Raw genomic sequence first — 24,112 nt, forward strand, 5'->3', positions numbered from 1 at the left:
GCATTCTGGTCCAGCCCCGCAAGCGGCCAGATCCGCTGCGACGCCGCGCAGCCCAAGCTGCGCGGCTGCGTCAACCCTCACCGACGACCTCGACTGCGGCCTGCTGAGCGACGTCTTCAGCTTCACCATGATCCAGGAGTACGCGGCCGTCCGACTGGGCCTGGACCTGGGCACCTACACCCATTTCATCGGCTCGGCGCACGTCAACGACCGCAACGCCGACCGGGTCGAGCGGGTCCTGGCCGAGGCGGACGGTCTCGCCGAACCCCGGTTCTTCCCGTTCCCGGCGATGCCCCGCACCACCACCCCGGCGGCCGTCGCGCGTGTCCTGGAACACGAAGAGGCTCTGCGCACCAATGAGGTCCACTACAACGCCCGCGACATCCTCGGCCTGGACCTGGAGGTGTACTGGCAGCAGATGCTGCTGCTGTTCGAGCTCTACCGCCAGATCCAGCACGACCGTCCCGAGGCTGTTTCCGACGACATCCTCTCCGCGCTGATCCCGGGGCTGCGGTGGCTGGTCGGACACCGCTGGCCGCAGTACGCCGCCGCGTCCCTGAACGGTGCCGCACGGTGAGCCGGAAGCCGCCGGGCGGCGCCGTGGTGGAGGGTGTGGACTTCGACCGCTGGGCCGTCGTCCTGTGCAAACCGGACGCGGTCGAGCGCGGCCTCGTCGAGCTGGTGCTTGCGCGGATCGCCGAAGCGGGCTTCACGGTTGTCGAGCGCAGGGACGTCGTGGTCCAGCCGTGGCAGGCGCACGTCGCCTACCGCAACCTCCTCACCGGCCCCCGGGCCCTTGGCGTAGACGTTCCCGCCCTTCTCGACAAGGCGTTCGTCGGCCGTCCCGTGGCGGTGGCCCTCGCGTACGGCACCCCGGGAACCCACTCCCTGCTGCGCCGGCTCATCGGACACACGGACCCGGCCGCCGCGGTGACGGGCACGATCCGGGGCGACCTCGGTGAGGACACCCTGTCGGAGGCGCGGGCGCAACAGAGGCTGGTACGCAACCTCGTCCACACGAGCGACGATCCCGAAGCCGCGCGCCGCGAGTTCGGCGTCTGGTTCTCCGGCGGGCACGAGGTACCGGACTTCGCCGGGTGTTCCGTGGTTCTCTGCAAGCCGGACGCGGTCGAGCGCGGTCTGGTCGCGGAGGTCCTGGACCGCGTCCGGGCAGCGGGGTTCACGGTCTCGGACCCGGTGGACGTCCTGGTCCAGCCTTGGCAGATCCACGTCCACTACTGGGATCTCCTCGTCGACGCCGACTGGTTCCCCGACCGAGAAATCCCCGCCTGCCTCGACGCCGAGTACGCCGGCAAACACGTCAGCGTCGCTCTCGCCCACGCGGAACCCGGCTGCCACGGCCGGCTGCGCCAACTCCTCGGACACTTCGACCCGATGTACGCCGCGCCGGGCACGATCCGCGGCGACCTCGGCGCCGACAGCCTCGAAGCCGCCGTCGTGAAGAAACGCCTCGTGCGCAACCTCGTCCACACCAGCGACGATCCCGAAGCCGCGCGCCGCGACTTCGGCACCTGGTTCGGAGCCGGCCGCCGCGCTCTGCTCACGCCCCTGCCCGTACCGGCCCGGCCCACGTCCGCCGACCACTGACCCCGGACCCGGAGGCCCCCATGACGAACCTCCCCGAACCGACCGCGCTCCTGCGCCGCCCGCTGCCGATCCTGACCGGCGAGCAGATCAACGCGCTGAAGCCGGAACTGTCCGACGTGATCGAGTACCGCAAGTCCGGCCTGTCGCTGAACTGGATCGTCGGCTGCCCGCTGGAGTGCGGCTACTGCGTACGGCACCTGTTCGACAACTTCGGGATGAAGACGCCGAAACGGCTGATGAGCGACGAACAGGCGGTCGCCGCGCTCGTCGGGCACCCGTACTTCCGCCCCCACCGCACCCCCCTCCAGCTCCTCAACCGGGCGACCGACCCGATGCTCCCCGTCGTCAAGCCGCACCTGTTCTCCGTGCTGCGGAACCTGGACGACCAGGGCCTGACCAACCACGTCCTGGTCATCACCCGCTGGCGGGTCCACCCGGAGGACTGCGCCGTCCTCAACTCCTTCAGCAACCTGCGCCTGACCGTGCTCGTCACCCACTCCGGCATCGACCACCCCGGCATCGAACCGGTCGACTCCGCCATCGCGGCCGACAGCCTGCGCACCCTGTACGCGCACGCCGAGAACTACCGCACCATCCTGTACTGGAGGCCGATCGTCCCCGGCCTCAACGACAGCCCGGCTCACCTCACCAGGGCCCGCGAGCTGTCCCGGCACGCGCATGCCACCTTCTTCACCGGCCTGTTCTTCCGCGACGAGATCAAGGCGTACTACAAGGCCAACGGCCTGCCGTCGCCGTACGACGACACCGCCCGGCGGAAGATCCTGCCGGAGACCACCGAACAGCGCATCCTCGACGCCTTCCCCACGACCCCGGGAATTCTGTTCCGCAAGACGAGCTGCGGTATCGCCTACGCCTGGGGCGAGCCCGACTACAACGGCCACTACGGCATCCGAGAGTTGTGCGACATCTGCCCTCCCGAGCAGATCACGCTGTGCCGGGACGCCTGGGTCGAGCCGGACCTGACCGCCGTCACCCGTGAGGCGCGCGCCCTCGGCGCGATCGGCGAGGTCGAGGTCAACGACCGTGCCATCGTCGTCGAGGGACTGGACGAACCGCCCCGCTACTTCCTCCAGCACGGGTTCGGCTACCAGTGCCACGACCGCCGCAAACCGCACCACTACCGCCAGCACGGCCGGGCTTCCATCGGCTGGCCGGCACAGAACGGACCCGCCCCGTCATGAACTTCGCCTCCTGGCCCCGCCTGCTCGTCGTCGACGTCGAAGGCAACGGCACCAACCCTCCCGACCTCGTCGAGGTCGCCGCCCTCCCCATCGAGAACGGGAGCCCCGACAAGACGACCGCGCGGGCATGGCTGGCCCGACCGCAGCGCCCCGTCACCGCGTTCGCCACCCGCGTACACGGCCTGACCAACCAGGACCTCGCCCACCAGCCCGCCTGGACGGAGATCGCCGGCACGGTCCAGAAGTTCCTCGGCACGGCGTGGATCTGCGCCCACAACGCGCACATTGACCACCGGGTCCTCACCGCGCACCTGCCCGGATGGGAGCCCGCCGGGGTGCTGGACACCCTGCGCCTCGCCCGCGCCACCCTTCCCGGCCTGCCCGGATACAGCCTCGACGCCCTCATCAAGGCCGTCCAGCCGGACCTGCGCGAAGCCCCCGCCCAGCGCCACCGGGCCACGTACGACGCCTACGCCACCGCGCAGATCCTCATCGCCCTGGCCGGCCACTACGACACCTGGGACGACCTCGTCGCCGCCGCCGTCCCTCCCGGCCTCCCCGGAACCCCCGAACCAGAAAAGGACCCGACTCTGTGGTGACCTCCGAACCTCCCATCCGGATCGGGGTGCTGGGAACACACTCCACCGGCAAGACCACGCTCCTGAAGCGGATCGAGATGGAACTGCGTAGTCACGGCGTGACCGTGGCCCGCACCGGCCGCTTCGCCAAGCGCGCCGCCGCGCTGGGCCTGCCCAAGATGCAGCACCACACCGCGGCCTCCACCGAGTGGATCATCACGCAGGGCATCGCCGACGAGATCGCCGCCAGTGCCGCGGGCGCCGACGTCGTCCTTCTCGACTGCGCCTCCTACGACGCCCTCGCCTACTTGCGGGCCGCCCTCGAATTCCGCGGTGCCACGGCCCACCGGACCGACACCGAGCGCCTGCTGGCACTCGCCACGACCCAGGCCACGAAGTACGACCTGCTGTTCGCCACCGTGCTGAACCCGCACACCGCCACCGGCGACGACGCCCTCTTCCGCCGCCTCGTCGACCGCCACGCCCACGCCCTCCTCGCCGAGGAGAACCTCCTCCACCAGCGCGTCACCGACGAGGACCACAGCCGCACGGCCGCCATCGAGCGAGCCCTCCACCTGTGTCTGAAGGAGCCCCGGACATGACCGCCACCCCGCCCGCCGGCACCATCACCATCGCCGGCAAGACCGTCTCCCGCCTCGGCTTCGGCACCATGCGCCTGACCGGCCCCGGCACCTGGGGCCACCCCGACGACCACGACACCGCCGTCACCGTCCTGCGCCAGGCCGTCCACACCCACGGCCTCACCCACATCGACACCGCGGACTCCTACGGCCCCCACACCTGCGAGACCCTCGTCCGCCACGCCCTCTACCCCTACCCGCCTCACGTCCTCATCGCGACCAAGGTCGGCCTGCTCCGCCCCGGCCCCGACCAATGGGTACCGCACGGCCACCCCGCCTACCTCCGGTCCTGCGTCGAAGCGAGCCTGCGCCGTCTCGGCGTCGAACGTCTCGACCTCTGCTACCTCCACCGCATCGACCGCGAGATCCCCGCCGACGACCAGTTCGGCGTGATGAACGAACTCCAGGACGAAGGCAAGATCGGCCACATCGGCCTGTCGAAGGTCACCCCCGACGACATCCGCGACGCCGGGAAGCACTTCGAGGTCGCGGCCGTCCAGAACGTCCTCAACGTCATCGACCACCACGACCCCTCGCTGGAGACCTGCCGGGAACTCGGCATCCCGTACGTGGCCTATCGCCCCCTCGACGCCGGCACACTCGCCAAGACCCGGGGCGTCACCGAATGCCTCACCTGGCTCCTCGACAAGGGGCCCCACGTCGCCCCGATCCCCGGGACCGGCGACCCCCGGCATCTGGCGGAGATCGCCGAGGCTGTCAAGGACCGGAAGTGACCGCTCCGGCCAACGCGAAGACCCCGTACAGGAATTGGCGTGCTCCGCTCGTAGGGGTGTCCCTGTTCGTTCCCGTGGGCGATGACGACCTCCTGGTCGTCGACACCATGGGCGGGATCACCTTGCCGGTCGGAGGCGTGCGAGACGGGCAGTCACCCATGCGAACTGCGCGCGAGGTCCTGACCGGAGAGGACCTTCCCGATCTCCGACAGGTCTCGACCGACCGGATACCCATGCGCCGTCGCACGGTCATCATCCACCTCCTGGCCACCTCAGCCGTGACCCCGGAAGCCACCACCTTGTTCGTGTACCGGGACCCACGCGCGACGCTGCTCGCCGCTCCAGTTCAGGACGCCGTCGGGCGCCTACAACCTCGGGTCCGGTCGAGAGCCCGACTCGCCCTACGAGAGCTTGCGGACGGCTTGGCGCGACGCCCGGCGCCTCTCGCGCTTGGTCGAACGACGTAGTTGACTGGTTGGTACGTCCGGGCGTGCTGTAGATCAGTACGCCCGGAGCCACCGGAACTGTGTCTGTCGGTCGGCCCGAGGCAGTCAACGCCTGAGGTAGTGGCGCAGCAGATAGGTACCGACTTCCTGCTCCGCCATGCCGAGCGACTTGGCGATCGCCTCGTCGGACGGATCATCTGCCTTGACGTTGAAGGTGACCAGACGGCCGGCCTGTTCGGTGATGCGTTCCAGCGCCGCCACCACCCTCAGCCCAGCCATCGGTTCTTCGCAAGCCAAGTTGTCGAGTTTCTTTTCCAGTTGGGCGATCAGCTCGTTCACGTCGGCGGGCAGCGGGACCAACTGTGCTCTGACGTCACCGATGTGCCGTTTCCAGTCCTCCTTCGGACCTGAGGTGTCATAGTCATGAGCGTCGTACCGGTCAACTTGTCCAGTTGACGGGGTAATGGGCCGCCCGCGCAGCGGTCTCCTGTTCCTCCAGCAAGCCCATCACCGACGCCACCGGCTACCTCCGTATCACCGAGAACGAACTGAACGTCCGAACCCTCCCTCGGGAACAACAACACCATGCATGATCAGCGGAAACTCAGCGATTACGACCGGGAAGACAGCAGCTTCTTATCGCCCGCCGCTGGTCTGGCGACTTCAGTCTCGGGCGCAGTGTGGGGGCCGGACGCTATGGACGCCGTGGCAGCGAGAGCGAGGTCTGAGTTCATGTCCGACTCGAACCGGCCGTAGAGGTCCGGGTGGGTCCAGAGCGGCGGGGGCCCGCTTGTCGAAGCCGGCCAGGTCGCCGTCGTTACCGTGGCCCTCGTCTCCGCTCCAGCCGTCGTCCACGTGCAGGACGCTGCGGACCCGAACGCCCCGGTCAAGGTGCCCCTGGCTGTGCTCGGGCACCGGCGGAACCGTCGGCGTCGAGATCGTCCTCTTCGCCTTGGTCTTGGCCGGACCTCGCTCAAACCGAGGTGTCGGGCTGAGTGCCGGAAGCCGTCTGTGCAGGGGCGGCGGCGATCAGCAGTGCGGCGAACGCGATGGGGGCGGCTGCCTGATACCCCATCCAGACTTCACCCCCGGTGGTGCTGCCCTGTCGCGCCATCAGGAGGCCGGTCAGGGCTGTCAGCACCCAGCCGCTGTCGTAGGCGATCATGAGCTGCGTGTAGGTGCGCATCGACCGGCTGCGCGTGTATCCGATCTCGATGCCGCCGCTGATCAGCAGGGCCACGCCTGAGACGGCCATCAGCCAGGTCGGCGTGCCGAGTAACCGGGCGAGTGGGGCGGCGCCGGCGATGTAGGCAACGGCGAGCAGCACCTTGAAGGCGCCGTCGGCGACGGCCCCCACCGTCTGGCGGGTGATCCGCGATGCCACGACCTGGACCATGGGCGTCCTCCTCGAAGCTTGTCCTGAACTGATTCCGTAACGAGATTACGGTAATAATGAAACTATGAGAATGACGAGAGCGGAGGCCAAGGAGCGCAACCGCCGTGCCTTGCTGGACGCCGCGTTCCAGGTCGTTTCCCGGGACGGATACCGGGCCAAGCTCGATGAGATCGCCGAACGCGCCGACCTGACCACCGGCGCCATCTACTCACTGTTCGGGAGCAAGAACGGCCTGGTGGTCGCCCTGGTCGCCGACCATCTGCGGCCGTACTACGAGGAGATCGAGCAGGCGGTTCCCGCGGGACTTGATCTGCTGGAAGCGGTCGACGCCTTCGCCCGTTACTGTCGGCGCAGTTGTGACGCCCCGGACGCGTTGTCCGGCCTGTCGCTCCAGGTGACCTTGCTGGACATGGCCCTGCATGACCGGGAGCTGGGGTCCCAGCTGGCCGCGTCCGTCCGAGCGCAGGAGAACCATCTGATCGAGCTGTTCACCGGAAGGCCGCACAACGGAACCGTCGTGACGCCGCAACAGGCGCAACGCCTGACCACCGCGCTCAGGGCGCTGTTCGTCGGCCTCGGCCAGGGCGTCCCGCTCGGTCTTGCCCCTGGCGCCGACGAGCAGTACTTCGCCGACGCTGCCCGCGTTCTGGCATCAGGGATGTCCCTCCTCGATCACGATGAAGACGCCTCGTGATGGGCGGTCAGGACGAGGGCCCCCGGAGCCAGGTCATTGTGCTGAAGAGATGACCGATTTCGTGAACCTGGCGACTTGGGGGTCTCGAAGATCGCTGGCGTTTGGCATGGTCAGTCCAGGAAGGTCGTCAGCCGGTCGTCGAGCTGCTTCGGTTCGGTGAGCGGCAGGGAGTGATGGGTGGCTCCGGGGAGCACTGTCACCTCGCCCTGCGAGAGCATCCGGCGGGCTCGGTCGGCGACCTTGGCGACGTTGTGGGCGCGGCTGTGTTCCGCGAGCAGGACCAGGACCGGCATGAGGAGGTCGGCGGTCCGGGGACGGACGCCGGTGACGAGCTTCCGGCCGGGAACGGTGGTGGCCAGCGCGTAGAGGCGCTGCCAGGTCTCGTCCGGGTGTGTGCCTGCCGTCTCCCAGGCCAGGAACGCGCGAGCGCGGGCCTCGCTCGGACGGATCAGGGAGGGGAGCGCGCGCAGCAGGTAGCCGGGGCGGAATCCGGCGAAAACCTGGGTGGGGTCCACGAGGGCGAGGCGGTCCACACGGCGTGGTGCGTGCAGTGCGTACCTGGCGGCCAGCCAGGCGCCGTACGAGTGGCCGCACAGGTGCGTGCGGGCGAGCCCGAGGCCGTCCAGCAGCGCGTCGAGCCAGGCCGTCAGGTCGTCGGCATTCCTCAAGGGTGTGCCCCGGCGTTCGGTGCGGCCGGCGTCGCCCAGCAGGTCTACCGCATGCACCCGGTATCGCTCACCGAGGGCCGGCGCGTTGGCGAACCAGGCGAGGCCGGTGGCGGAGCCGCCGGGCAGCAGCACCAGCGGGCTGCCGTCCGGCGTGCCGTACACATGGACCCGGGTGCTCCCGTACGGCGTGGCGACATCGCGCTCCTCTGTGGACTCGGGCCAGCGGGCGCGGAGTTCGTCGTAGGCAAGGTCGAAGGCGGTCAGGGACACGAACGTTCCTCTCGCCAGGCGATAATCTCGTTCAGCGAGATATTACGGGATTTCGAGGAGTGTCCATGGACGGTCAGAGCCCGGTGATGGGACTGGTTCACCTGCTGCGCGCGGTCACCGTGGAGTTCGACCTGCTCGGCGCCGAGTTCGCCGCGCGCCACGGGCTGCATCCCACGGATGTGCGCGCGCTGATCCACCTGCTGGACGCGGAACGCTCCGGTGAGCGGGCCACGCCCGGGTGGCTCGGCGGGCAGCTGCGACTGAACTCCGCCGGGACCACTGCCCTGGTGGATCGCCTGGAGCGGCTCGGACTGGTCCGGCGCAGCAGGGACACGGCCGACCGGCGACGCGTGCTGCTGGAGGTGGAGGAGAAGGCCAGGGAGCTGGGATGGGCCTTCTTCGGGCCGGTGATCGGTGAGGTGATGGTGGTCGCGGAAGGCTTCGAGGCGGGCGAGTTGGAGACAGTGCGCCGCTTTCTGACCTCGGTACTGGAGTCCGTCGGGCGGGCGGCTTCAGGCTGAAGGGCCTCGGCGCGGCTCTTTGACGGTTCCGCTGATGCGGGGCGGCCCCACCCCGACCGCTCCTCGTCCCGGTCGTCGTTCTCCAGAGCGTCCGCGCCGCCGTGGCAGATCGCGCGGGCGAGGCGGTGGCCGGACTCCCGCCCGGCGTGCTCGCCGAGTTCCTGCCCCGGGCGACCGATCGCCGGGAGATCTTGATACTCGCCGTCCGTGGACCCGAACAGTTCCCTCGCCTACCTCCCCGGCCTGCCCTTCACCGAACAGTGACACTGCCACCTCGCCACCTCCCTCGGCTTGGATACCGGCCCGGCGGACCTGAAGTTCAGTCACCCACGGACAGCCGGCCGAGACGCCCCCGGAAGTACGCCAGCGGCAGCCCGGCACGTCCTACCGCCTCCTCGACCTCCCCGACGACCACGACATGGGTCCCCGCGGCGACCTCGTCGGTGACCCGGCACTCGAAGCTCGCCAGTACGCCGGCGAGCACCGGGGCGCCGCGCCCGCCGGGGCGGAAGCGGTACGTGTCGAACGTGGAGCCCTGACGGGCGAAGTGCCGGGAGAGCGCCGACTGGTCCTCGGCGAGGATGTTCACCGCGAAGTGACCGGTCGCGGAGATCGCCCGGCCCGTGGCGGAGGCCCTGTTCATACAGACCAGCAGCATCGGCGGGTCCAGGGAGACGGACGTCACCGAACTGGCCGTGGTGCCGTAGGGGACGCCGTCGCTGACGGTCGTGACCACGGTGACGCCGCTCGCGAAGCGGCCGATCAGGTCGCGGTACTCCTCACTGGTGACCGTGGACATCGTGGTCCCTCCGCCGCGCGCGCCGCAGGATCGTCTCGACGTGCCGCATGTGCGCCGCGTCGACCAGCGTCCCGTCGACGGCGATCGCACCGACCCCCGTGGCCTCGGCGGCGCGGTACGCGTCCCGGGTGGCCTCCGCCCACGCGACGTCCTCCGGCGTCGGCGCGAACGCCGCGTTGGCGAGCGGGACTTGGGACGGATGGATGCACCACTTGCCGTCGAAGCCGAGCTGGGACGCCGCGTCGCAGTCGCCCCGGTACGCCTCCTCGTCCCGGAAGTCGGGGAACGGATAGTCGACGGCGTCGATGCCGGCGGCGCGCGCGGCGGCGACGACGGTCGCGCGCGCGTAGTGCCAGAAGTCGCCGGGATAGCCGCGCACCGGCCGGAAGTTGGTGTCGACGCGGGCGTGCAGCGACGCCGACAGGTCCCCGGCGCCGAGGATGACCGCCTCCAGCCGGGGACTGGCGGCGGCGATCTCGAAGGCGTTGCCGAGCCCCTCGGCCTCCTCGATGAGGACTTCGAGGCCGATGCGGTGGGGGAGCGAGAGCTTGGCCTCCAACTGGCCGAGCAGGGTGTCGAACCACCACACGTCCCTGGCGGTGCGCGCCTTGGGGACGATGATCACGTCGAGGTTGTGCCCGGCGGCCGAGACGATCTCGATGACGTCGTCGTGGCACCACACCGTGTCGAGGCCGTTGACCCGCACGGCACGGACGGTGTCACCCCAGTCGTACTCGTTGAGTGCCTTGACGATGTTCGCCCGGCCCTGGATCTTCGCGCTGGGCGCGCAGGCGTCTTCGAGGTCCATGAAGACGAGGTCGGCGCCGATACCGGGCGCTTTGGCGAGCATCTTCTCGCTGCTGGCGGGCGTGGCCAGCTCCGAGCGGCGGATACGGGGAGCACGTGCGGGCATGGAGAGGCTCCTAGATGGTTCCGGCGGCGCGCAGGGCGGCGAGGCGGGTGGCGTCGAGGCCGAGGAGGCCGCCGTACACGTGGTCGTTGTCGGCACCGAGCGCCCGGCCGAGGCCGCGTACGGTGGCTGGGGTCGAGCTCAGGCGTGTGGCGGGTGCCTGGACGCGGACGGGTCCGAGGTCGGGGTCGTCGATCACGGGGAAGGTGCCGCGCGCGGTGAGGTGCGGGTCGTTCAGGAGCGCCTCGGCGTCGTAGACGCGGGCCACCGCGCAGCCGCCGTCCTCGAACGCGGCCAGCGCCTCGGCCAGGGGGCGTTCGGCGACCCAGTCGGCGACCACCTTGTCGATCTCGTCGCCGCGCGCGGCACGGCCCGCGGGTTCGTAGTAGCCGGGATCGGCGGCCAGGTCGGCGCGGCCGACGACGGTGAACACGCGCTGCGCCATGCGCGGAGAGGCCGAGGACAGTGCGAGCCAGCCGCCGTCGGCGCATCGGTAGCAGTTGCGCGGCGCGCTCGCGTCGAAGCGGCTGCCGGAGCGGACCGGCGAGATGCCGAGCTGGTCGTAGGAGAGGGTCGCGGACTCGATGAGGCGGGCGAGGGGTTCGATCAGGTTGACGTCCACGATCTGGCCGGCGCCGCCGTGCACGTCGCGGTGGTAGAGCGCGGCGAGGACGGCGTGCGTGGCGGTCTGTGCGGCGACGCCGTCGGCCAGCATGAACGGCGGCAGCGAGGGGGGACCGCCGGGTTCGCCGACCAGGTGCGCGAAGCCGCTCATGGCCTCGGCGAGGGTCCCGTACCCGGGCCGGTCGCTGTGCGGGCCGCCGGCGCCGTACCCGGTGACGTGCAGGATCACCAGCCGGGGGTGGCGGGAGAGGACGTCGGTGGGGGAGAGGTGCCAGCGGTCCAGGGCGCTGGGGCGGCTGCCGAGGACGAGGACGTCGGCGTGGTCGAGGAGTTGGTGCAGCAGGTCTTGGCCGTCCGGTGTGCGGAGGTTGAGGGTGACGCACTTCTTGTTGCGGCTGACGCTCTTCCAAACAAGTCCCCAGCCGTCCTTGAGGTCACCCCAGGTCCGCAACGGGTCGCCGCTGCCGGGCTGTTCGACCTTGACGACCTCGGCACCCAGTTCCCCGAGGTGGGTGGCGGCCAGGGGCCCGGCGACCAGGGTGGCCGCGTCGACGACCCGTATCCCGCGCAGTGCGGACGGCGGCTCAGACACGGACGGACCCCCGGGACACCGGAGGGCGCTCAAGTCCCAGATGGTCCCGCAGAGTTGTGCCGTTGTACCGGGTGCGGTGCAGTCCCCGGCGCTGAAGCTCGGGTACCACTATGCGAACGAAGTCCTCGAAGGCGCCCGGGAGATGGGTCGCGGCGAGGACGAACCCGTCGCACGCCTCGGTCGTGAACCACTCCTCCATCTGGTCCGCGACCTGCGTCGCCGTGCCGACGAAACGCGGCCCCTGGAGCAGGGTCGCGCGGTGTCCGGCGAGGTCGCGGATGCGGACGGTGCCGCCGATGTGCGCCCGGAGGTTCTGGACGAGGCCGCGGATGCCGGTCGACTTCTCGACGAGTTCGTCCGTGACCGGTTCGTCGAGGTCGTGCGCCGAGAAGTCGTAGTTCATCAGCTCGGACAGCAGGGTGAGCGACGCCGTCGGGTGGACCAGGTCGTCGAGGAACATCCGCTCGCGCTCGGCGGCGTGCGCGGCCGACTCCCCGACGACGGTGTAGGCCATGGGGCAGATCCGCACCGACGCCGGGTCGCGTCCGGTCTCGGCGATCCGGCGTTTCTGGTCCGCGTAGTGCGCGCGGGCTATCTCGATGCCGGGGTCGCCGGTGAAGATCAGCTCCGCCCAGCGGGAGGCGAAGTCGCGCCCCCGTCCCGAGGAGCCGGCCTGGAGGATCACCGGGTGTCCCTGCGGGGAGCGAGGGACGGTCAGCGGACCCCGGGATTCGAAGTGGGCGCCGTGGTGGCCGAGTTCACGGACTTTGCCGGGGTCGGCGTAGACGCCGGAGGCGCGGTCGCGGATCAGCGCGCCGTCGTCCCAGGTGTCCCAGAGGCCGGTGACGACCTCCAGGAACTCGTCGGCGCGGTCGTAGCGTTCGGCCGGGTTCAGATGGCTCGCGGCGCCGAAGTTCTGCGCCTCGCGGTCGTTGACCGAGGTCACGACGTTCCACGCGGCGCGGCCCGCGCTGAGGTGGTCGAGCGTCGCGAAGGTCCGCGCGACGTGGTAGGGCGCGTAGTAGGTGGTGGAGTAGGTGGCTCCCAGGCCGATGAGCGAGGTCGCCTGGCTGAGGACGCCGAGGACGACGCTCAGGTCGAGCTTGACCGGCCTGGCGCCGTGGCGGACCGCGTCGGCGACGGAACCGCCGTGGATGCCGGGCATCGCGAGGCGGTCGTCGAAGAACATCAGGTCGAACAGGCCGCGCTCCAGGAGCCGGCCGAGATCGGCGTAGTACGACGCGTCGAGGTAGCGGTGTTCGGTGGCCGGGTGACGCCAGGACCCTGCGTAGACGGACGTGTTGCCTGCCTGCATGAACGCGACCAGTGCCAACCGGTCGCCTGACTGTCGGCTCATGGTCTCGACGATGGCACATCTAAAATATTAGATTCAATACCCCATCGCTGATATCGTAACGGCATGAGGCAGAAGCTGGCCGACGCGATCGGTGGAACCGTACGGCAGCGCGCGGAACGGGAGTTGCGCGACCGCATCCTCACCGGCGCCCTCCCCGCCGGCGCCCGCCTCGACCTCGACGGGATCTGCGAGGAGTTCGGCATCAGCCGCACCCCGGTGCGCGAGGCGCTGCTCGAACTCTCCTTCCAGGGGCTCGTGGAGATCGCTCCCCGCAGCGGTGTCAAGGTCATCGGCGCGACCCCCGGCGAGACGCTGGACAACTTCGCGATCCTGGCCACCCTCAGCGGCAAGGCCGCCGAGTGGTCGGCGCGGCGGATCACGCCGGACGCCCTGGAGGAGCTGGCGAAGATCACGGGCACCCTCGCGGTCACGCCCCCCGGTTCCGAGCTGATCGACGCCAACTGGCGCTTCCATCACATCGTCAACACCTCGGCCGGTGTGCCGCACCTGCTGCCTCTCCTGCGGCAGGCGCTGCGACTCGTCCCGTCGAACTTCCTCGCTGTCATCCCCGTCCACAACCAGCGGGAACACGACGAACTGCTCGACTGTCTGCGGCAGCGGGACGCCGCACGGGCGCGGACCGTGGCGGAACAGCACGTCCTGGCGGCGGGAGAGGCCCTGACGGACTGGCTCCGCACTCGCGAACAGCTCTGACCCCGGTCATCCGGCCATCTGCTCGGGACCGCTGGATTTACTAGGACGTCCAACTATATAGTCGGGGTACAAGGCCCGCGGTGCAGGGAAGCCGGTGCGATTCCGGCGCGGTCCCGCCACTGTGACCGGGGAGTTCGCCGTCGAGCGGTACGCCACTGACGAGATGTCGGGAAGGCGGACGGCGCGCGCTGATCCGGGAGTCAGGATACCGGCCGCGGGATGTTCCGTGTTGTCCACGAGGATGGAGCTGACACGCATGGCATCGTCACGCGCACCCGACCCCGGAAGCACGCCACCGGTCTGACGGTCCCTCCGCCATACGCGATCTCGCGCAGCCTCACCCGTCCGCACGCACGCCACCGCGTCGCCGTGCGGTCATCAGGCGCGCGCCATCCCGGACCCCTGACGAGAGCAGGCACCCATGGTCCGCGCGCAAGACACCCAAGACCGCACTCCCGTACGTGAGCTGACCCACTTCATCGGAGGCCGCCACACCCCCGGCACCTCCGGTGCCTTCGGCGACGTCCACGACCCCAACACCGGCGCCGTACAGGCCCGCGTCCCCCTCGCGAACCGCGCCGACACCGAGGCGGCGATCACCGACGCCGCCGAGGCCCAGCGGGAGTGGGGGCAGTGGAACCCTCAGCGCAGGGCGCGCGTCCTGCTCAAGTTCCTCCAACTCGTCGAGCAGGAGCGGGAGTCGCTGGCGCGGCTTCTGTCGTCCGAGCACGGCAAGACCGTCGCCGACGCACACGGCGACCTCCAGCGCGGCCTGGAAGTCGTGGAGTTCGCCGCCGGCATCCCCCACCTCCTCAAGGGGGAGTTCACCGACAACGCGGGCACCGGCATCGACGTCCACTCCCTGCGCGCGCCGCTCGGCGTCGTCGCCGGCATCACCCCGTTCAACTTCCCCGCGATGATCCCCCTGTGGAAGGCGGCACCCGCGCTGGCCTGCGGCAACGCCTTCGTCCTCAAACCCTCCGAACGCGACCCGTCGGTACCGCTGAGGCTGGCCGAACTCTTCCTGGAGGCGGGACTGCCGCCGGGCGTCCTCAACGTCGTCAACGGCGGCCGGGAAGCCGTCGACACCCTCCTGGACGACCCTCGTGTCGAAGCGCTCGGTTTCGTCGGTTCCACCCCGGTCGCCGCCCACGTCTACGCCACCGCCGCCGCGCACGGCAAGCGCGCCCAGTGCTTCGGCGGCGCCAAGAACCACATGATCGTCATGCCGGACGCCGACCTCGACCAGGCCGTCGACGCGCTGATCGGCGCCGGGTACGGCTCGGCCGGAGAGCGCTGCATGGCGATCTCCGTGGCGGTCCCGGTCGGCGAGGAGACCGCCGACGCGCTCGTCACCCGCCTCAAGGAACGCATCGGCACCCTCAGGATCGGCCGCAGCGACGACCCCGAGGCCGACTTCGGGCCGCTGGTGAGCCGGGACGCCGTGGACCGCGTCCGCTCCTACGTCGACCTCGGAGTCGAGGAGGGTGCCGAACTCGTCGTCGACGGACGGGACTTCACCCTCCCCGGCCACGAGAACGGCTTCTTCGCCGGAGCCTCCCTCTTCGACCGGGTCACCCCGGCCATGCGGATCTGGCAGGAGGAGATCTTCGGTCCCGTCCTGTCCGTCGTCCGCGCCGCCGACTACGAAGAGGCGCTGCGCCTGCCGAGCGAGCACCCGTACGGCAACGGCGTCGCGATCTTCACCAGGGACGGCGACACGGCACGGGACTTCACGCGCCGCGTCCACACCGGCATGGTCGGCGTCAACGTCCCCATCCCGGTACCCGTCGCCTACCACACCTTCGGCGGCTGGAAGCGGTCCGGATTCGGCGACCTCAACCAGCACGGACCCGACGCGATCCGCTTCTACACCCGCACGAAGACCGTCACCACACGCTGGCCCGCCGGCCTGCGGGAAGGTGCCAGCTTCACGATCCCGACGATGGGCTGAGCCATGACCCTCACCGAGGACCAGCGGGCCCTCGTCGAGGCGACCCTCGACTTCACCCAGGACCACCTCGCCCCCCACGCCCTGGACTGGGACCGCGACCACCACTTCCCCGTCGACGTCCTGCGCAAGGCCGCGGGACTCGGCCTCGGCGGCGTCTACGTCCGCGAGGAGCACGGCGGTTCCGCACTCACCCGCGCCGACGGCGTCCTCGTCTTCGAGACGCTCGCCTCCGGCTGCTCCGCCATCGCCGGATACCTCTCCATCCACAACATGGTCGCCTGGATGATCGACCACTACGGCGACCCCGCCCAGCGCGACCGCTGGCTGCCCCGCCTGTGCGCGATGGACGACCTGGCCAGCTACTGCCTCACCGAACCCGGCGCCGGCTCCGACGCGGCGGCGCTCACCACGCGGGCCGTCCGCGACGGCGACGGCTGGCTCCTCACCGGCGTCAAGCAGTTCATCTCCGGCGCCGGAGCCGCCCAGCTGTACGTCGTCATGGCCCGCACCGGCGGCGAAGGAGCCGACGGGATCTCCGCGTTCGTCGTCGACAAGGACGACCCCGGGATCGGCTTCGGCCCGGACGAACGCAAGATGGGATGGCACGCCCAGCCCACCCGCCAGGTCCTCCTCGACGCGGTCCGCCTCCCCGCCGACCGGCTCCTCGGCCGCGAGGGACAGGGCTTCCGCATCGCGATGAACGGCCTCAACGGCGGCCGGCTCGGCATCGCCGCCTGCTCGCTCGGCGGCGCCCGCAGCGCCCTGGACCGCAGCCTCGCCCATCTCGCCGACCGCGAGGCGTTCGGCACCCGGCTGCTGGACTCCGACGCGCTGCGCTTCCGCCTCGCCGACATGGCCACCGAACTCGCCGCCGCCCGCGCCCTGGTACGCGAAGCGGCCGAGGCACTCGACCAGGGTGATCCACAAGCTCCGTACCTGTGCGCGATGGCCAAGCGGTTCGCCACCGACACCGGGTACACGGTCGCCGACCGGGCGCTCCAACTCCACGGCGGATACGGCTACTTGAGCGAGTACGGCGTCGAGAAGATCGTCCGGGACCTGCGGGTCCACCAGATCCTGGAAGGAACCAACGAGATCATGCGCGTCATCGTGGCCCGCGGCTTGACAGAGGCGTTCGGATGACCGACGACGTCCTGTTCCGCACGGACGGCCGAGCCGCCCACATCACCCTGAACCGGCCCGAGGTCCTCAACTCCCTGACCCACTCCATGGTCCTGCGTATCGACGAGGCCCTCACCGCCTGGGAGCACGACCCCGCCGTACGGACCGTGGTCCTCACCGGCGCGGGCGAGCGCGCCCTGTGCGCGGGCGGCGACATCCGCGCCATCCACGACGACGCCTGCGACGGAGACGGCACCGCCACCGCCGCGTTCTGGCGGGACGAGTACCGGCTGAACGCCCGCATCGCCCGGTATCCGAAGCCGTACGTCGCCGTCATGGACGGCATCGTGATGGGCGGCGGCGTCGGGATCTCCGCGCACGGCGACGTCCGGATCGTCACCGAACGCTCGCGGATCGCCATGCCGGAGACCGGCATCGGCTTCGTCCCGGACGTCGGCGGCACCCACCTCCTCGCCCTCGCCCCCGGCGAACTCGGCACCCACCTCGCCCTCACCGGGGAGCGGATCGGCCCCCAGGACGCCCTCGTGTGCGGGCTGGCCGACCACTTCGTCCCGTCCGCCTCGCTGCCGCGCCTCCTCGACGACCTGGCCGAGCTGCCGGTCCACGACGCCTTGCGTCGGCACGACCGGCTCACCGCCGACGGCGAACTGGCGGGGCAGCGGGAGTGGATCGACGCCTGTTACGCCGCCGGTTCCGTCGAGGAGATCGTCCAACGGCTCACGGTGCACGGGGAACCGGCGGCGACGGAGGCCGCCCGGACGCTGCTGGCCAAGTCACCCACCGCCCTCAAGGTCACCCTCGCCGCGCTGCGCCGGGCCCGCTCGCTCGGCCCGCTGGAACGGGTCCTCGACCAGGAGTACCGGATCTCCTGCCGGACCCTCACCACCCCCGACCTGGTGGAAGGCATCCGGGCCCAGGTCATCGACAAGGACCGCGACCCGCGCTGGTCCCCGGCCACCCTCGCCGAGGTCACCGACGCCGACGTCGCACGCTTCTTCGCCCCGCTCGGCGAGCACGAACTCGGGCTCGCCGGACCTCGAATCACCGAGGAGGTGCCCTGGTGAGCCGGACCGTCGCGTTCATCGGACTCGGACACATGGGCGGCCCGATGGCCGCCAACCTGCACAAGGCCGGCCACCGGGTACGCGGGTACGACCTCGCCGTCACCCCGGGCCCCGGACTGGAACCCGCGGCCTCCGCGCCGGACGCCGTGGCCGGAGCCGACGTCGTCGTCACCATGCTTCCCGAAGGCCGGCACGTCCTCGGCCTCTACGACGAGATCCTCCAAGTGGCCTCCCCCGGCACGCTGTTCGTCGACTGCTCCACCATCGACGTCGCCGACGCCCGCACCGCCCACGAACGCGCGGCCACGGCCGGGATGCGCGCGCTCGACGCGCCCGTCTCCGGCGGGGTGGTCGGCGCCGAGGCCGGCACGCTGACCTTCATGGCCGGCGGGGGAGAGGCCGAATTCGCCGAGGCGCGGCCCCTGTTGGAGGCCATGGGGAAGAAGGCCGTGCACTGCGGGGGACCCGGTGCCGGGCAGGCCGCGAAGATGTGCAACAACATGATCCTGGGCGTCTCGATGATCGCCGTCAGCGAGGCGTTCGTCCTCGCCGAGAGCCTCGGCCTCTCCCATCAGGCGCTGTACGACGTGGCGTCCACCGCGTCCGGACAGTGCTGGGCACTGAGCGTCAACTGCCCCGTCCCCGGGCCTGTTCCGGCCAGCCCCGCCAACCGCGACTACCGTCCCGGGTTCGCCGCCGCGCTCATGGCCAAGGACCTCGGCCTCGCCGCGAACGCCGCAAAGGCCGGCGGCGTCAACACCGAACTCGGTCTGAAAGCAGCGGAGGTGTATACCGCCTACGCCGAACGCGTCGGGATGACGGAGGACTTCTCCGGCATCGTCCGCACGATCAGGGAGAAGTCCGCATGACCGAGACGATCCTCGTCGAACGCAAGGGCCGTACCGCGCTGCTCACCCTGAACCGGCCTAAGGCGCTCAACGCGCTGAACCTTCAGGTGATGGAGGAAGTCGTCGCGGCCACCGAGGAGTTGGACCGCGACCCGGAGTGCGGCTGCATCGTGATCACCGGCTCGGCGAAGGCGTTCGCGGCCGGCGCCGACATCAAGGAGATGCAGCCGCAGGGGTACATGGACATGTACCTCGCCGATTGGTTCACCGCGTGGGACCGGCTCGGACAGGTGCGCACCCCGACGGTCGCCGCCGTCTCCGGCTACGCGCTAGGCGGCGGCTGCGAGCTGGCGATGCTCTGTGACATCGTGCTGGCCGCCGACACCGCCGTGTTCGGCCAGCCCGAGATCAAACTCGGCGTGATCCCCGGCATCGGCGGCTCCCAGCGCCTCACCCGCGCCGTGGGCAAGGCCAAGGCCATGGAGATGTGCCTGACCGGACGCACGATGGACGCCGCCGAGGCCGAACGCGCCGGACTGGTCTCCCGGGTGGTCCCCGCCGACGGCCTGCTCGACGAGGCGTTGTCCGTCGCCGAGACCGTGGCGGAGATGTCGCTGCCGGTCGCGATGATGGCCAAGGAGTCCGTCGCCCGCGCCTTCGAGACGACGCTCGCCGAAGGAGTCCGCTTCGAACGGCGCCTGTTCCACGCGGTGTTCGCGACCGCCGACCAGAAGGAGGGGATGGCCGCGTTCGCCGAGAAACGGCAACCCCGGTTCCACCACAGGTAAGTCTTCGGTAAAGGCGACTTCCGGCCCCTCCGTCCGGTATTGGTCATGTACCGGACGAGGGGTATCGTCGCTGCGACATCGACGACGGCAGGACGGAAGCCGGTGAGAAACCGGCACGGTCGCGCCACTGTGTGCCGCCCCACCGAGGGCGGCGAGTCAGACCCGTAGCCGTCGTCCGGAGCACCACCGAGATGGGACGCGAACTCCCAGAGGAGGCCCCGCCGCATGGCGCAGCACGTCGCACCGCCGACCGCCACCACCCCCGCACTCCCCGCCAAGCTGCCGATCGCCGCGATCCTCCCGTGGGCGGTCTTCTTCGGCATCCTGATGCTGGTCCTGCTCTACTTCGTCGGCGCCGAGCAGGGCGCCACCTCGGTCGTCTCCGGCGAGGACGTCCACGAGTGGGTGCACGACGCCCGCCACCTCCTCGGCTTCCCCTGCCACTGACCCGAGGGGAACCGGCACCACCATGAACTCCACGACCGTACGCAACCTGCTCGTACGGGGGATGCTCGCCGGCCTCGCCGCTGGTGTGCTCGCCCTCGTCGTCGCCTACTTCCTCGGCGAACCGAACGTCGACAAGGCGATCGGCTTCGAGGCGGCCCACTCCCACGAGCACGAGATGGAGATCGTCTCGCGCTCCCTCCAGTCCACGGCGGGCCTCGCCACCGGCGTCCTCGTCTACGGCGTCGCCTTCGGCGGCATCGCCGCGCTCGCCTACTGCTTCGCCCTCGGGCGCGTCGGACGCTTCACCCCGCGAGCCACCGCGCTGCTGCTCTCCGGCTGCGCGCTGCTCGCCGTCTACGTCGTGCCGTTCCTGAAGTACCCGGCCAACCCGCCGGCCGTCGGCAACCCCGACACCATCGGCAAGCGCACCACCCTGTACTTCCTGATGATGCTGCTCAGCGTGCTCCTCGCGATCGCCGCGACCTTCCTCGGCAAGCGGCTCGCGCCGAGCCTGGGGACCTGGTGGGCGACCGTCGCAGCGATCGGCGCGTTCGCTCTCGCCGTCGGGCTGGCATACGCGTTCCTGCCGGTCATCAACGAGGTGCCGGGGGACTTCCCGGCGACCGTGCTGTGGCGGTTCCGGCTGTCCGCGCTCGCCATCCAGGTCACCCTGTGGACCGGATTCGGGCTCGTCTTCGGCGAGCTGGCCGACCGGGCCCTCAACCCCAGGCCCGCCACCGCGACGGCGGCGGGACGGCCGGTGCCCGCCGCCAACTGACCTGTCCCGTCACACGCGAGAGGACCTGCGGAACCATCCGGAGGTCCTCTCGCGTTATCGGGGTACCGAAGCCGACAGCGACGGAGTGGGAGGAACCGAGTGGCCGGACGACCCCAGCCGCGCCGTATCACCCTCGGCGGCCGTGAGGCGGTCGCGCTCACGGTCGAGGAGTACGAGCGGCTGATCGCCAGCCGTCGGCAGATCGGCGGGCAGAGTGCGCGGGTGCGCGTGCTCGCCCAGCAGGCCAAGCGCACCGAACAACTCGTCCGGGAACTGGAGACGATGGTCGAGGACGTGCCGGCCTGTCGTGAGCGGGCGGGGGAGGACGACACGGACGCCGGCTGCCTGCGCTGCGCGCTCGCGGACCTGCTGCGCCGCCACCGGGACCTCGCCGTCTGAACCGGTCCGTCCCGCGGGAAGTGTCTCGCGTCGCGGTCAGCCGGGCCGGTGCCCTTCCGTCACGGTCGGTCGACCGACCGCACCGCGCACCGCTGCCTCCACGCGCACCGCGTCGGCCGTCGAGGAGACCTCGTGGACCCGGACCGCCCAGGCACCTTGAGAGGCGGCCAGCACCGACACCGCCGCCGTCGCGGGGTCACGGTCGAGCGGCGGACGAGGTGTACCGGTGACCGGGTCGGCCAGCAGGGAACCGAGGAAACGCTTGCGGGACGCCGCGATCAGAACCGGACGGCCGAGCCGGGTCCAGGCATCGATGCCGGCCAGCAGCGACCAGTTGTGCGCGCCGGTCTTGGCGAAGCCGAGCCCGGGGTCGACGACGATCTGCGAGAGGTCGACCCCGGCGGACACGACGACGTCCACCTGCTGCTCGACCTCCCTGACGACATCGGCGACGACATCGCCGTACTCGGCCAGACCTGCCATGCGATCGGACTGCCCACGCCAGTGCATGACGACGAACGCCGCTCCCGTCCGCGCGGCGACCTTCGCCATCGCGGGGTCGGCCCGGCCGCCGCTGACGTCGTTGATGATCCGCGCTCCCAAGTCCACCGCGGCCTCCGCCACCTCGGCGCGCATCGTGTCCACGCTGACCACCGCACCTCCTTCGACCAGCCCCCGGACCACAGGGAGGACGCGCCTCAACTCCTCCTCGCACGTGACCCGTTCGGCACCCGGACGCGTCGACTCACCACCCACGTCGACCATGTCAGCCCCGTCCGCCACGAGTTCCAGGCCATGCGCGACAGCCCGGCCGGGGTCGAGCCACAGACCGCCGTCCGAGAACGAGTCCGGCGTGACGTTGACGACGCCCATGACGGCGCAACGCCCCCACCGCGGAAGGCCGGGAAGCGGATCGGTCGTTGTCATGGGGCTCCACGGGATGGGGGACGTACGTAGCCGAATCCGCGGGACGGCCTCAGGTGTGGAGACCGAGGTTCTGGTAGATCTCCGTCGTCACCGTCGAGAAGTTCATGGTCATGAAGTGCAGTCCCGGAGCGTCCTCGGCGATCAGGCGGCGGCACATCCGCGTGGCGTGCTCGATGCCGATGGCCCGGACCGCCTTGGGATCGTCCTCGACGGCCAGCATCCGGTCGGCGAGTCGGGCGGGGACGGCGGCCGTGGACAGCGTGGGAATCCGCCGCAGGGAACGGATCGTGGTGACCGGCATGATCTCCGGGATGATCGGTACGTCGCACCCGGCCGCCGAGACCCGGTCCCGCAGACGCAGGTAATCCTCGACGTCGAAGAACATCTGAGTGATGGCGTAGTCGGCGCCGGCCCGGCACTTGTCGACGAAATGCCGCAGGTCGCTCTCCGGGTCGGCGGAACGCGGGTGAGTCTCGGGGAAGGCCGCGACCCCCACGCAGAAGGTCCCGGACTCCTTGATGAGGCTGACCAGTTCCGTCGCGTACTCGACGCCTCGCGGATGCTTCTCCCAGGTGCCCAGGGGGTCACCCGGCGGGTCCCCGCGCAGCGCGAGGACGTTGCGTACCCCCTGGTCGGCGTAGTGGCCGAGGATGTTGCGCAGTTCGGTGACGCTGTGTCCGACTGCGGTGAGGTGGGCGACCGGGGTGAGCGTCGTCTCCTGGGCGATCCGTCCCGTGACGTCGATGGTCCGGCCGCGGGTCGAGCCGCCGGCGCCGTAGGTCACCGAGACGAACGTCGGCGAGAGCGCCTCCAGTCTCCGGATCGCGGTCCACAGACCGGACTCGGCCTCCGCGCTGCGCGGCGGCATGAACTCGAAGGAGTAGGAGCGGCCACCCCGGGCGAGCAGATCACGGATCGAGGCCGCGCTGTCCGGCCGGGTGCTGGCGATACCGAGGGCCATGGGAGAGAACCTGCCTGTTTGTCATGCCTTATGGGGTGCTGCGGCCGGTGCCGGAGCGTGCCTGATGTGCGCGGCGCCGTATCTCGGTGACCCGGGGATCAGCGGCGTCCAGGGTCTCGGCGAGGCCGTCCAGGAACTCGCCCAGGTCGGTGAGCGTGTCCCGCATGATCCGCATCCTCGCGCTCTGGCCGCCGAGTTGTCTGCGCATGGCGCACAGCGTCTCGAACTGCCTGGTGGACAGGGCCACCATGGGTCTGCCGTTCACCGTGATGCGGTGAGGTTCGTTGCGCACCGACGGGTCCCTCTCTGTGTCCGTGCCGCGGGTGGACGGGTCCGGGGCGCGCACGGCGCCCCGGACCCTGCTGGAACTCCGGTCAAGAGACGGGGAGTTCACCCCGGACCGTGCGTGCAGCGGTGACCAGGTTCTCCAGCGACTCCCGTGTCTCCGGCCAGCCGCGGGTCTTCAGCCCGCAGTCGGGGTTCACCCACAGCCGTTCGGCGGGGATCGCCTCAAGTCCGGTGCGCAGCAGTTCGGCCGCCTCCTCCGCACTCGGGACGCGCGGCGAGTGGATGTCGTAGACACCCGGCCCGGCCTCACGCGGGTAGCCGTGCGCCGCGAGTTCCCGCGCCACCTGCATGTGGGAGCGGGCCGCCTCCAGGCTGATGACGTCCGCGTCGAGGTCGTCGATCGCCTGGACGACGTCCCCGAACTCGGCGTAGCACATGTGGGTGTGGATCTGTGTCTGCGGACGGACCCCGGCGGTGGTGAGCCGGAACACCTCCGTCGCCCACGCCAGGTACTCGGCGTGCGCGGCGGCGCGCAGCGGGAGTGTCTCGCGCAGCGCGGGCTCGTCGACCTGGATCACCGAAGTCCCGGCCGCCTCGAGGTCGTTGACCTCGTCCCGCAGGGCGAGCGCGACCTGCCTGGCGGTGTCGGCGAGAGGCTGGTCGTCGCGGACGAACGACCAGGCGAGCATCGTCACCGGCCCGGTCAGCATGCCCTTGACCGGCCGGTCGGTGAGCGACTGCGCGTACGACGTCCAGCGGAC

General features: G+C 70.5%; 27 protein-coding genes, 2 pseudogenes and 2 riboswitches. Of the genes and pseudogenes, 18 read left to right on the plus strand and 11 right to left on the minus strand.

The features are described from left to right. Positions 1–127: 127 nt before the first annotated feature. From ABZX85_RS48565 to ABZX85_RS48590, 6 genes are read left to right on the plus strand one after another with little or no spacing between them, the layout of a single operon-like run. Positions 128–577: a hypothetical protein gene (locus ABZX85_RS48565; RefSeq protein WP_355884804.1), complete on the plus strand. Its 450-nt coding sequence runs from the start codon at positions 128–130 to the stop codon at positions 575–577. Continuing rightward, a complete protein-coding gene (locus ABZX85_RS48570) occupies positions 574–1,608 on the plus strand; it encodes a nucleoside-diphosphate kinase (RefSeq protein ID WP_355884806.1) in 1,035 nt (344 codons plus the stop codon). Before ABZX85_RS48565 ends, ABZX85_RS48570 begins: the two co-directional genes overlap by 4 nt. A gap of 20 nt (positions 1,609–1,628) precedes the next feature. Continuing rightward, the gene (locus ABZX85_RS48575) at positions 1,629–2,810 is read left to right on the plus strand and encodes a radical SAM protein (RefSeq protein ID WP_355884808.1); all 1,182 of its coding nucleotides are present in this window, start codon (positions 1,629–1,631) and stop codon (positions 2,808–2,810) included. Beyond that, complete coding sequence (locus ABZX85_RS48580) at positions 2,807–3,409, plus strand: 3'-5' exonuclease (RefSeq protein ID WP_355884810.1); 603 nt, start codon at positions 2,807–2,809, stop codon at positions 3,407–3,409. The genes ABZX85_RS48575 and ABZX85_RS48580 overlap by 4 nt, the downstream gene beginning before the upstream one ends. Further along, positions 3,406–3,990 carry an AAA family ATPase gene (locus tag ABZX85_RS48585; protein WP_355884812.1) on the plus strand — a complete coding sequence of 195 codons (585 nt, stop codon included), beginning with the start codon at positions 3,406–3,408 and terminating at the stop codon, positions 3,988–3,990. The genes ABZX85_RS48580 and ABZX85_RS48585 overlap by 4 nt, the downstream gene beginning before the upstream one ends. Further along, positions 3,987–4,763: an aldo/keto reductase gene (locus tag ABZX85_RS48590; protein ID WP_355884814.1), complete on the plus strand. Its 777-nt coding sequence runs from the start codon at positions 3,987–3,989 to the stop codon at positions 4,761–4,763. The genes ABZX85_RS48585 and ABZX85_RS48590 overlap by 4 nt, the downstream gene beginning before the upstream one ends. A 551-nt stretch (positions 4,764–5,314) precedes the next feature. On the opposite strand, the gene ABZX85_RS48595 is transcribed toward ABZX85_RS48590, so the two are convergent. Both ABZX85_RS48595 and ABZX85_RS48600 read right to left on the minus strand, forming a co-directional pair. After that, a complete protein-coding gene (locus ABZX85_RS48595; protein ID WP_355884816.1) occupies positions 5,315–5,548 on the minus strand; it encodes a hypothetical protein in 234 nt (77 codons plus the stop codon). Between the two features lie 634 nt (positions 5,549–6,182). Further along, positions 6,183–6,605 (minus strand): hypothetical protein, encoded by a 423-nt coding sequence (locus tag ABZX85_RS48600; protein WP_355884818.1) that lies wholly within the window; start codon positions 6,603–6,605, stop codon positions 6,183–6,185. Positions 6,606–6,675: 70 nt separating this feature from the next. Here ABZX85_RS48600 and ABZX85_RS48605 point away from each other — a divergent pair, with 70 nt between their 5' ends. Beyond that, a complete protein-coding gene (locus tag ABZX85_RS48605) occupies positions 6,676–7,299 on the plus strand; it encodes a TetR/AcrR family transcriptional regulator (RefSeq protein ID WP_355884820.1) in 624 nt (207 codons plus the stop codon). 110 nt (positions 7,300–7,409) lie between these two features. On the opposite strand, the gene ABZX85_RS48610 is transcribed toward ABZX85_RS48605, so the two are convergent. Further along, positions 7,410–8,237, minus strand: coding sequence for an alpha/beta hydrolase (locus ABZX85_RS48610; RefSeq protein WP_355884822.1), 828 nt, complete (start codon positions 8,235–8,237; stop codon positions 7,410–7,412). 65 nt (positions 8,238–8,302) lie between these two features. On the opposite strand from ABZX85_RS48610, the gene ABZX85_RS48615 reads away from it, so the two are divergent. Together ABZX85_RS48615 and ABZX85_RS48620 are read left to right on the plus strand one after the other, a co-directional pair. Then, a complete protein-coding gene (locus ABZX85_RS48615) occupies positions 8,303–8,758 on the plus strand; it encodes a MarR family winged helix-turn-helix transcriptional regulator (RefSeq protein WP_355884824.1) in 456 nt (151 codons plus the stop codon). A 143-nt stretch (positions 8,759–8,901) separates the two neighbouring features. Further along, positions 8,902–9,019: pseudogene (locus tag ABZX85_RS48620) on the plus strand (ECF transporter S component); the annotation flags it as partial. Positions 9,020–9,077: 58 nt separating this feature from the next. Here ABZX85_RS48620 and ABZX85_RS48625 read toward each other — a convergent pair. From ABZX85_RS48625 to ABZX85_RS48640, 4 genes are read right to left on the minus strand one after another with little or no spacing between them, the layout of a single operon-like run. Continuing rightward, positions 9,078–9,557, minus strand: a complete 480-nt coding sequence (locus tag ABZX85_RS48625; protein WP_355884826.1) for a flavin reductase family protein — start codon at positions 9,555–9,557, stop codon at positions 9,078–9,080. After that, on the minus strand, positions 9,538–10,470 hold the full coding sequence (locus ABZX85_RS48630; RefSeq protein ID WP_355884828.1) for a CoA ester lyase: 933 nt from the start codon (positions 10,468–10,470) through the stop codon (positions 9,538–9,540). The genes ABZX85_RS48625 and ABZX85_RS48630 overlap by 20 nt, the downstream gene beginning before the upstream one ends. A gap of 10 nt (positions 10,471–10,480) precedes the next feature. Then, positions 10,481–11,683 carry a CoA transferase gene (locus ABZX85_RS48635; protein WP_355884830.1) on the minus strand — a complete coding sequence of 401 codons (1,203 nt, stop codon included), beginning with the start codon at positions 11,681–11,683 and terminating at the stop codon, positions 10,481–10,483. Continuing rightward, the gene (locus ABZX85_RS48640) at positions 11,676–13,040 is read right to left on the minus strand and encodes an LLM class flavin-dependent oxidoreductase (protein WP_355884831.1); all 1,365 of its coding nucleotides are present in this window, start codon (positions 13,038–13,040) and stop codon (positions 11,676–11,678) included. The genes ABZX85_RS48635 and ABZX85_RS48640 overlap by 8 nt, the downstream gene beginning before the upstream one ends. A gap of 63 nt (positions 13,041–13,103) precedes the next feature. On the opposite strand from ABZX85_RS48640, the gene ABZX85_RS48645 reads away from it, so the two are divergent. The 9 genes from ABZX85_RS48645 to ABZX85_RS48685 all read left to right on the plus strand — a co-directional run bounded on the left by ABZX85_RS48645 (position 13,104) and on the right by ABZX85_RS48685 (position 21,175). Beyond that, entirely contained in the window at positions 13,104–13,754 is a 651-nt protein-coding gene (locus ABZX85_RS48645) for a GntR family transcriptional regulator (protein ID WP_355884832.1), read from the plus strand. 47 nt (positions 13,755–13,801) lie between these two features. Continuing rightward, a riboswitch (cobalamin riboswitch) is annotated at positions 13,802–13,986 on the plus strand. A 189-nt stretch (positions 13,987–14,175) separates the two neighbouring features. After that, on the plus strand, positions 14,176–15,708 hold the full coding sequence (locus tag ABZX85_RS48650; RefSeq protein WP_355884833.1) for a CoA-acylating methylmalonate-semialdehyde dehydrogenase: 1,533 nt from the start codon (positions 14,176–14,178) through the stop codon (positions 15,706–15,708). A gap of 3 nt (positions 15,709–15,711) precedes the next feature. After that, positions 15,712–16,851, plus strand: a complete 1,140-nt coding sequence (locus tag ABZX85_RS48655; protein WP_355884834.1) for an acyl-CoA dehydrogenase family protein — start codon at positions 15,712–15,714, stop codon at positions 16,849–16,851. Beyond that, positions 16,848–17,915 (plus strand): enoyl-CoA hydratase/isomerase family protein, encoded by a 1,068-nt coding sequence (locus tag ABZX85_RS48660; protein ID WP_355884835.1) that lies wholly within the window; start codon positions 16,848–16,850, stop codon positions 17,913–17,915. Before ABZX85_RS48655 ends, ABZX85_RS48660 begins: the two co-directional genes overlap by 4 nt. Beyond that, positions 17,912–18,784 (plus strand): 3-hydroxyisobutyrate dehydrogenase, encoded by an 873-nt coding sequence (gene mmsB, locus ABZX85_RS48665; protein ID WP_355884836.1) that lies wholly within the window; start codon positions 17,912–17,914, stop codon positions 18,782–18,784. The genes ABZX85_RS48660 and mmsB overlap by 4 nt, the downstream gene beginning before the upstream one ends. Then, positions 18,781–19,551: an enoyl-CoA hydratase gene (locus ABZX85_RS48670; RefSeq protein ID WP_355884837.1), complete on the plus strand. Its 771-nt coding sequence runs from the start codon at positions 18,781–18,783 to the stop codon at positions 19,549–19,551. Before mmsB ends, ABZX85_RS48670 begins: the two co-directional genes overlap by 4 nt. A gap of 94 nt (positions 19,552–19,645) precedes the next feature. Further along, positions 19,646–19,713, plus strand: a riboswitch (cobalamin riboswitch). Positions 19,714–19,776: 63 nt separating this feature from the next. Further along, positions 19,777–19,998, plus strand: coding sequence for a CbtB-domain containing protein (locus ABZX85_RS48675; protein ID WP_355884838.1), 222 nt, complete (start codon positions 19,777–19,779; stop codon positions 19,996–19,998). A 22-nt stretch (positions 19,999–20,020) separates the two neighbouring features. Then, positions 20,021–20,776, plus strand: a complete 756-nt coding sequence (locus ABZX85_RS48680) for a CbtA family protein (protein ID WP_355884839.1) — start codon at positions 20,021–20,023, stop codon at positions 20,774–20,776. A 99-nt stretch (positions 20,777–20,875) separates the two neighbouring features. Further along, positions 20,876–21,175, plus strand: coding sequence for a hypothetical protein (locus ABZX85_RS48685; RefSeq protein ID WP_355884840.1), 300 nt, complete (start codon positions 20,876–20,878; stop codon positions 21,173–21,175). Between the two features lie 36 nt (positions 21,176–21,211). On the opposite strand, the gene folP is transcribed toward ABZX85_RS48685, so the two are convergent. From folP to ABZX85_RS48705, 4 genes and pseudogenes are all read right to left on the minus strand, one after another. After that, entirely contained in the window at positions 21,212–22,102 is an 891-nt protein-coding gene (gene folP, locus ABZX85_RS48690; protein WP_355884841.1) for a dihydropteroate synthase, read from the minus strand. A 49-nt stretch (positions 22,103–22,151) separates the two neighbouring features. Further along, positions 22,152–23,063, minus strand: a complete 912-nt coding sequence (metF, locus tag ABZX85_RS48695) for a methylenetetrahydrofolate reductase [NAD(P)H] (protein WP_355884842.1) — start codon at positions 23,061–23,063, stop codon at positions 22,152–22,154. Between the two features lie 28 nt (positions 23,064–23,091). Further along, the gene (locus ABZX85_RS48700) at positions 23,092–23,355 is read right to left on the minus strand and encodes a hypothetical protein (protein WP_355884843.1); all 264 of its coding nucleotides are present in this window, start codon (positions 23,353–23,355) and stop codon (positions 23,092–23,094) included. An 82-nt stretch (positions 23,356–23,437) separates the two neighbouring features. After that, a pseudogene (locus tag ABZX85_RS48705) lies at positions 23,438–24,112 on the minus strand (5-methyltetrahydropteroyltriglutamate--homocysteine S-methyltransferase); the annotation flags it as partial.

Source organism: Streptomyces sp. NPDC004539, from assembly GCF_040610055.1.
Classification (GTDB): domain Bacteria; phylum Actinomycetota; class Actinomycetes; order Streptomycetales; family Streptomycetaceae; genus Streptomyces.